Genomic DNA, 8,420 nt, shown 5'->3' on the forward strand with positions numbered 1-8,420 from the left:
GTGCTTAGGTTGGAAAACACCTTATGAGCTCTTCTTTGGCAAGGTGTTGCGTTTAATTTGACAATTCAAGACACAAAAAAACCATATTCAAAGCTAGGTAAATACTACCTAACTGGAATATGGTTTTCTCCAAACTTAACCCGATGGGGGAAGAAATCTATAGAATTAGTCTTCCCAACCGCATAAATCATATCCTTGTGCTTGCGCGTCAGATAAGGAGAGTGATGCGATTGAGTTCGCTTGGCTCAATCCTCTACAGCTTTGATTAAAGTGATATTTCGTACCAGAATCAGGAGCGATATAGACAGTTTGTGCAACAACTTGCTGATTTTCCGCTTCTTCAGCTAACCGATTTTCCTCAGCAACACGAGCAGCTTCTGCTTGTTCTGCTTGGATTCTCGCAGCCACTGCTTGTTCGGCAGCAATTCGATCTTGTTCTGCTTTAACCGCGGCTTGCTCTTGTTTGGCTTTTTCAGCTTCCGCCTGCTCTTTAGCTAAGCGTTCTTTTTCAGCATTTTCTTTAGCGACTTGTTCCTTTTTATCCGATTCTGCTTTTAACTCTTCGTCAGTAACGCTAGAACCATCCGCATAGTTTAATTTAGCGCCGTCTTGGATGTTATGGATATAGACGTTAAAACGGATGCTATCATCTGTCGTTGATTGCGCCATTAGATGCACGCCACGTGCTAGTAGTTCATCGTCTTTGAAGATTGGTGTAACAGAATAGCGGACATAATTGTTTGATGCTTTTTCTAAGTAGTTTTTAATATCCATTTCGTGACGGAGCATTTCAGGATTGTTTAATTGGGCGGTACCTGTGATTAAGTTTTTCCAATTATCATTTTCGCCTGAAAGGGAAAAGCCGATGAGGTGAGAGCGATTATAAAGATAGCTTTTACCTAATTTCTTATTTTTCCAACCAGTAGGATCAATGTTTGAAATATCGCCACGTTTTTCGCTAGGCATTAAATCCTGATTTAACATCGCTTCGGCGGATGTTGCACGATTTAATTTATCTAAATCACCGTAAGTTTCCCAACTACCTTTTTCTAATGAAAGGTCAAGAGGGCCGAAGAGAGGTGTATTGTCGTTTAATTCGATTGTTTGCGTACCGTCATATTCTAAGTCAGCAAGCGTGGTTCTTAACTCTTGTAAATCATCATCGAATTTCTTTTGTTCTTCTTTTTGTGCTAGAGCAAGTAATTCTGCTTCTTGTTTTTCCTTTTTAAGTTGCTCTATCTTGGCATTCTCTTTTTTGCGTTCTCCGGAATCATCCGTTGCTTCTGTCGCTACGATTTCAGCCTTTGCTGATTGTGGAGTATCTTCAATAGGTGGAGCGGTTATTCCGATACCTACAAACGATATAACTAAAGCGCCGGCAGAAGCTAAAATAATTCTTTTTGCATCCTTCTTTTTTTGCTTGTTTTTCTTGAATTTGTTCGAAACGCCTTGATAGGCACCATAACCAACTCCTCCTATACTAGCTAAGAAGAGAAGTAAAAATAAGTTATCCATATTAACCTCCGTATTACTATTTACTTTTAACATCAAAAGACTCAGTAGGACCTGCTGATTGAACGATTTCAATGGTAATATCTACTTTTTTATCATTTAAAACGTAAGGAAAACTCATTAATTGATCATTTTCTTTTTCGGATTTTTAAAATAATCAAATTGCTATTATAATATCAACGAACAATTTATAAGTTTGTAACGTGTCTTTTTCGTAGAATCCTATTATGCCGTTCTTTGTTGTTGTGATGATAATACCACAACATAGATATTTAAGGTATCGTCAATTTTATAAAAATGCAAAAAGTATCAAAAAAAATAACGATGTGACAGACATTATTCTTAAATACTAACTTAATGTCCATGCATGATATTCTTGACGAATTATTAAATATGATACTCAATTAAAAGTTGTATATTAAGTGACCCTAAATTTCTGGCTGGTTCTTAAAGAAACAAAAAGAATCGGTAGACAAGAAGATCATCTACCGATTCTGATTATTATTTTATTCCATTAATCCTATTTTAGGAACAACTGTTTTATACAATCTAGCTAATTTTCAAGGTGTGAAAACAGTAAGAACACATGAAAGCGACTAATTTATTTCGCATGTTTTTACTGTCACTTTGATAAAAAAGTATTTTACTCGTCGTCCATTTTCAGAACGGCCATGAAGGCATCCTGTGGAACTTCAACGGATCCGATTTGTTTCATACGTTTTTTACCTTCTTTTTGTTTCTCTAGTAATTTACGTTTACGAGAAACGTCACCACCGTAACATTTGGCTAATACGTTTTTACGTAATGCACGAATGTCTGAACGGGCAACAATTTTTTGACCAATCGCTGCTTGAATGGGCACTTCGAATTGTTGACGAGGGATGAGTTTTTTCAATTTCTCAACGATTGCTTTTCCACGTTCGAAGGAGAAGTTGCGGTGAACGATAAAGCTTAGTGCATCGACTTTTTCACCATTTAGTAAGATATCCATCTTAACAAGGTTACTTGGACGGTAGCCAGAAATATCATAGTCTAACGAAGCGTAACCTTTTGTGCTTGATTTCAATTTATCAAAGAAGTCATAAACGATTTCTGATAGTGGGATATCATAGACAACGTTCACTCGATATTCATCTAAATAATCCATGGTTACAAAGTCACCACGTTTACGTTGAGCAAGTTCCATTACGGCACCAACATACTCGTTTGGTACCATGATTTGTGCTTTAACATAAGGTTCTTCAACGTTTTCAATTCTTACAGGATCAGGGAATTCAGCAGGGTTATCAACAACAACTTTTGATCCGTCTGTTAAGTTCACGTTATAAATAACCGAAGGAGCGGTTGTAATCATATCTAAATTGAATTCGCGTTCCAAACGTTCTTGAATAACGTCCATATGAAGGAGTCCTAAGAAACCACAACGGAAACCAAAACCAAGTGCTTGAGAAGTTTCAGGTTCGAACTCTAAAGCAGCATCGTTTAATTGTAGTTTCTCGAGTGCATCACGTAAATCATTGTAACGAGAAGTATCAATTGGATAGAGACCACAGTAAACCATTGGTGTCATCTTGCGGTAACCATCAAGTGCTTCTTCGGCAGGATTATTTGCTAAAGTAACGGTGTCACCGACTTGGGTGTCTTGAATTGTTTTGATTGCGGCAGTAATATAACCAACGTCACCAACCATTAAGTAGTCACGATCGACCGCTTTAGGTGAGAAGACGCCGACTTCGATTACATCAAAAGTTTTGCCGTTACTCATTAATTGAATCTTATCGCCAGGGCGTACGACACCGTCAATCACACGGATGTTTAAAACAACGCCACGATAGGGATCATAAACAGAGTCAAAGATTAACGCTTTTAAAGGCGCTTCTAAATCGCCTGTTGGCGCAGGGACTTTTTCAACGATTTGTTCTAAGATATCTTCAATTCCAATGCCAGCTTTCGCACTTGCAAGTACGGCTTCAGAAGCATCAAGTCCGATAACATCTTCGACTTCTCTACGTACTCTTTCAGGGTCAGCTGCAGGTAGGTCGATTTTATTAATTACAGGTAAGATCTCTAAATCGTTATCTAGTGCCAAATACACGTTTGCGAGTGTTTGGGCTTCAATTCCTTGAGCGGCATCCACAACTAGGATGGCACCTTCACAGGCTGCTAAACTACGTGAAACTTCGTAAGTGAAGTCGACGTGTCCAGGTGTGTCAATTAAATGGAAAGTATACGTTTCACCATCTTCGGCCGTATAAGTTAATTCCACTGCGTTCAATTTGATAGTGATTCCACGTTCTCTTTCTAAATCCATCGAATCTAGTAACTGTGCTTGCATCTCACGTGAAGAGACAGTTTCGGTTTTTTCTAAAATCCGGTCAGCTAAAGTAGATTTTCCATGGTCAATATGAGCAATAATCGAAAAATTTCGAATCAACTGCTGGCGTTTTTTCATTTCTTCTAAAGTAGTCATGCATTTATTCCTCATTTCTATTAGTCAGCTCTTCTATTATACCAACGATAGAAACAGATTAAAAGCCTTTTGCCATAACATTCATCGTAAAATAACTAAACATCTAGTAAGATTTTTTGATATACTAGATAAAACTGTTTAATGAGGTGAAAAATATGAAAGATGCTTTTGCTGAAGGTTTAACTATTCGACAGCTAAAAGAGACAGATATCGACCAATATAATGAGCTTTTGAGTTATGTTTTTCAAGTGACAGGGGCTGACATTGAAGAAAGTGGTTATGCAAATAAACGGGAAATGATTCAATCAAAACGACCGATACTTGTGTTGTCAACTGTTTTTGGCTGGTTTGATCAAGAGAAACTCATCTCCCAGATAGCAATTTATCCTTGTGAAGTTAACATCCATGGGACGATTTATAAAATGGGTGGCATAACGGGAGTAGGAACGTATCCAGAATATGCTAGACATGGATTGATGCGTGAATTAGTTAGTGTTGCACTACGGAATATGCGAGAGAATCAACAATGGATTTCGTATTTGTATCCCTACAATATTCCATACTACCGAGATAAAGGTTGGGAAATTATGTCGGATAAATTATCATTTAGAATCCGAGATACGCAATTACCGAAGTTTGTCGAGGTTCCGGGAAATGTTGAACGTCATGAAGTCACTCACAGTGATGTGATTGCTGTTTACGAGCAATTCTCAAGAATTAATCATGGAGCGTTACAACGATCAGCGTTTCATTGGGAAGAGTACTGGCGTGAAGATAATCCAGCAGAACGAACAGCTGCAGTTTACTATGATAAAGAAGGACAAGCAAAAGGTGTTTTATTTTATTGGGTAGCAGAAGAGGTCTTCCATGTGAAAGAGATGTTCTATCTGAATCAAGAAGCGCGTAATGGGCTGTGGAATTTTATTGGAGCACATTTTAGTATGGTCTATTGGATTGAGGGCGACAGCTACAAAAATGAACCAATCGCTTTTTTCCTTGATGATAGTCAGATTAAAGAAACCATTTCGCCCTATTATATGGCAAGGATTGTTGATGTGGAAGAATTTTTAAAAGACTTTCCTTTTGAGTCTTTTAAAAAACCTTTTCATTTCGTTGTGACGGATCCAGTTGCTGAATGGAATCAAGGTGTTTTTGGTCTAAAATGGAATGAAGTAGAAGAACGTGTTGAAGTCGTTCGAGAAGCCATTGGAGAAGCCGTTGTTTTAGATATTCAGACATTAACGTGTTTGTTAATGAATTATCGCCGAGCAGCTTATCTTTACCAAGTAGAGCGAATTGCAACAGATCGTCAAACACTGCGCATACTGGAAGAGATTATTCCAGATACAGCTGCTTACTTTAGTGATTATTTTTGATATAGAGGAAGGAAAGAATTAAATGAAGATTTATTTTGCAGCACCCATGTTTGCTGAGAGCGAACGCTTATATAATGAGATGCTTGTGGCGAATATTCGTCAAGTATTGCCAGAGTTACAAATTTATTTGCCACAAGAAAATGGGGCGATTAACGATAAAATGGCTTATGCCAATAGTGTTATGATTGCCGAGGCGGATACAAAAGAAGTCTTAAACAGTGATTTGATGATTGCTGTTTTAGATGGTGTAAGTATTGATGCAGGTGTGGCTTCAGAAATAGGTGTGGCTTACGCGAAAAATATTCCTGTGATAGGACTTTATACCGACTCTAGACAACAAGGTGGTGAGCACCCAGACAAACTAGCAGCACTAACAGAAATTGGTGAAAATCAATTTCACTATTTAAATTTATACACGACAGGATTAATTAAATTAAATGGTGTAATTGTATCCAGTAAAGAAGCTTTGATTTCAGAGATTTCTAAAAGACTATAAAAAACTTCTCGACCACTCTAATGAAAGAGGGAAGAGAAGCATCCGTGCATATAGGTTAAATCATTGTCTGAAAGAGGCGGTTCAAATAGGATAACTTTTTGCCTGTCTTCTTTCGTATAAATATAATAATTTGAAGTCGTTAAAATGAAGTTTGCATCCTTTATATTGTCAGTGAATTGAACGTCAAACGAATTTCTAAAGAACATCTTAATTCGACTTTGGACGAGTGCTTCCATTACAAGCATCAAATTACTATCCATATAAACCTGAACTGTTGGAATAAAAGTTTCTAATGGGAAAACTAGCTGCGAAATGAATAAGTAACGCAGACGCATATATTCAGATAACGGAGCAGCAGAGTTATCTGAGAGAGCAGTCCAAAAACGTAAGAATTTTTGATAAAAAACAGGATAATAGTGATTCATGGTGTTAACTGTTTCATTTAAATGCACGTCCCAAAACATGTAATCAATATTCAAGAGTTGATCAGTCACATACCCCCGGATTAACTCATCCAAAACAGTTGTTTTTTGTTGTTGGTTGAGTGCCGGGAAGTGTTGATTGAAAATTGAAAACCAGCGTCTAATCGATGAGTCATTGGCGATTAGTGCGTAAAAATCGGGTGCGAAATCTAATTTGTAGTCAGAAGATGCGGAACTATAAATCATCAGAATAAAAAAACACCAATCATTGTCTTCCCAATTGACTAAAAAACCAGGTTTTTTAGGAAAGTTTGTATTATCAATTAAGTGATGTAAATCGTTATGAAAAATAATTTGTCGATTATTGTTAATCGCACATTCATTCACAAAAGTTAGAAGTGCAAAGCTTTGGATCAAGCTATTGTTTGGAGTGATATTAAGATAATTTAAAATAAGTTGACCCTGTTTGATATAACGATCAGGGTTTTCAATCCAAGCAATTGTCGAAAAATTACGATGTGTCGTTGATAAGGCAAAAATAAGATTCGCCCGACGCATAAGTTCACTACCAAAAATTTTGATTTGATGTGAGACAGTCATGTGTAAATCATAACGATTAATACTATTATTGATTAAATTCGTTTTCCGACGTAGCTGTGAAAAGCTAATGTTTAGTTCTTCACATAGCACTTTAGAGTCAATAGAATTTGCGTAAATAAAACGTTTGGCAAGTTGATACGGTAGTTCTTCAGTAATTAGATTTTCAATAACTTTTTCTAAGTTATTCGAATGGCGTAATAATCGAATACCTGTCCGTTTATTAATGATTAACTGAACAGAACCATCGGAATAAGTCGCTTGAATTACCTCGTTTAATTCATGACATTTTTTTTGAAGAGTGGACATGCTAATTTCTGGAAACGCGAGGAGCATTTCATTAAAGAACAAAGAGTCTGATTGGTTATCAAGATATTCTAAAATATCTTTTTTCAGACGAGCCTCTTTTGAGATTCGAAACAATTGTAGTACGCTCCTTTTAATAATTTATTTTTAACGGATTCACTAGCACGTATCGGCCAATATAAATGTTATTTAACTATAAAATTAAAAAAACACTTTTTTCTAAGGGAATCCTCATAAAAAAGCGTTTTATCATCACGTTGTTTCTATTTAACGTGGGGGTTGGTTATTAAATTTGGCTTGTTGCGTTGCAGAAAGCTCGATGATTGACTGTTCATCTAATAAAGTTTTTTTGTCTTTTTCAGCATCTTTTGGACGATCTTCTTCAAGATTTACATCAGGTTCTTGATCCAAGTTAAATTCTTTTTCCATTTTGTCAATTTTTGAGAAAGGTTTTTTTTCGCGTTCTTCAGCAGCGAGCTTGTTTAATTTATCGATAGAGTCTGTCATCGTATAGTCCTCCTTTGACTTATGCTTACACTCATTTTATCAAAAATTAACTAAATCGACAAAGAAAAGGCTTTCAATTGATAAGGTTCAAGATGAAATTCTTAAGAAAGGAGGCGGTTTTCTATGTATAAAAAGAATCAATCGTCAATGTTTACGACGCAAGAACTGGCTTTCTTAGCGTTAGTGACAGCAGCGTGTGTCGTAGGTCGTTTATTGTTTCAATTTATTCCCAATATTCAACCAATGACCGCTATTTTTATTTTATTAACGCTATTTTTAGGTGCTTCAAGAGGAATAATCGTCAGCATCTTATCACTGATTATTACGAACATTTATCTAGGTATGGGTGTTTGGACGATTAGTCAAATTGTGGGTTTTTCGGTCATTGTTGTTTTAGCAGCAAGCTTGAACTTACTTCCGATTTTTAAGAAGAGTCTTATTTTACAAGTGAGCTATAGTTTTATTGCAGGATTTTTATACGGATTTATCTTAGCTCTGATTGATACTCAAATCTATGGGATTTCCAATTTTTGGATTTATTACCTAGGAGGCGTCTCCTTTGATTTCTTGCACGCAATTGGAAATGTTGGGTTTTATTTAATATTAGCACCCATTTTTAAACGGTTATTTGCACAATATAAAATAAATCAGGAGCGATGAGGGGATTGAAGTGCTCCCTGTCAAGTAGACAGTGTTAAAAACAAAAACTAATATTTTAGATTACGCATTCTCTT

7 protein-coding genes are annotated in these 8,420 nt (G+C 36.4%); 3 read left to right on the forward strand and 4 right to left on the reverse strand.

What is annotated here, in order from left to right:
- Positions 1–165 precede the first annotated feature (165 nt).
- Together IEV09_RS12545 and lepA are read right to left on the reverse strand one after the other, a co-directional pair.
- Positions 166–1,515: a DNA/RNA non-specific endonuclease gene (locus IEV09_RS12545; RefSeq protein ID WP_188368643.1), complete on the reverse strand. Its 1,350-nt coding sequence runs from the start codon at positions 1,513–1,515 to the stop codon at positions 166–168.
- Positions 1,516–2,155: 640 nt separating this feature from the next.
- The gene (lepA, locus tag IEV09_RS12550; protein WP_188368644.1) at positions 2,156–3,982 is read right to left on the reverse strand and encodes a translation elongation factor 4; all 1,827 of its coding nucleotides are present in this window, start codon (positions 3,980–3,982) and stop codon (positions 2,156–2,158) included.
- Between the two features lie 155 nt (positions 3,983–4,137).
- Here lepA and IEV09_RS12555 point away from each other — a divergent pair, with 155 nt between their 5' ends.
- Together IEV09_RS12555 and IEV09_RS12560 are read left to right on the forward strand one after the other, a co-directional pair.
- Positions 4,138–5,358 carry a GNAT family N-acetyltransferase gene (locus IEV09_RS12555; RefSeq protein ID WP_188368645.1) on the forward strand — a complete coding sequence of 407 codons (1,221 nt, stop codon included), beginning with the start codon at positions 4,138–4,140 and terminating at the stop codon, positions 5,356–5,358.
- A gap of 22 nt (positions 5,359–5,380) precedes the next feature.
- The gene (locus IEV09_RS12560; RefSeq protein ID WP_188368646.1) at positions 5,381–5,854 is read left to right on the forward strand and encodes a nucleoside 2-deoxyribosyltransferase; all 474 of its coding nucleotides are present in this window, start codon (positions 5,381–5,383) and stop codon (positions 5,852–5,854) included.
- Positions 5,855–5,871: 17 nt separating this feature from the next.
- Here IEV09_RS12560 and IEV09_RS12565 read toward each other — a convergent pair whose 3' ends face one another.
- Together IEV09_RS12565 and IEV09_RS12570 are read right to left on the reverse strand one after the other, a co-directional pair.
- Positions 5,872–7,296, reverse strand: coding sequence for a helix-turn-helix domain-containing protein (locus IEV09_RS12565; RefSeq protein WP_188368647.1), 1,425 nt, complete (start codon positions 7,294–7,296; stop codon positions 5,872–5,874).
- Between the two features lie 150 nt (positions 7,297–7,446).
- Positions 7,447–7,686, reverse strand: a complete 240-nt coding sequence (locus IEV09_RS12570; RefSeq protein WP_188368648.1) for a hypothetical protein — start codon at positions 7,684–7,686, stop codon at positions 7,447–7,449.
- Between the two features lie 123 nt (positions 7,687–7,809).
- Here IEV09_RS12570 and IEV09_RS12575 point away from each other — a divergent pair, with 123 nt between their 5' ends.
- Positions 7,810–8,346: an ECF transporter S component gene (locus IEV09_RS12575; RefSeq protein ID WP_188368649.1), complete on the forward strand. Its 537-nt coding sequence runs from the start codon at positions 7,810–7,812 to the stop codon at positions 8,344–8,346.
- Positions 8,347–8,420 lie beyond the last annotated feature (74 nt).

It is taken from the genome of Enterococcus alcedinis (assembly GCF_014635985.1).
GTDB classification, from domain to species: Bacteria; Bacillota; Bacilli; order Lactobacillales; family Enterococcaceae; genus Enterococcus_I; species Enterococcus_I alcedinis.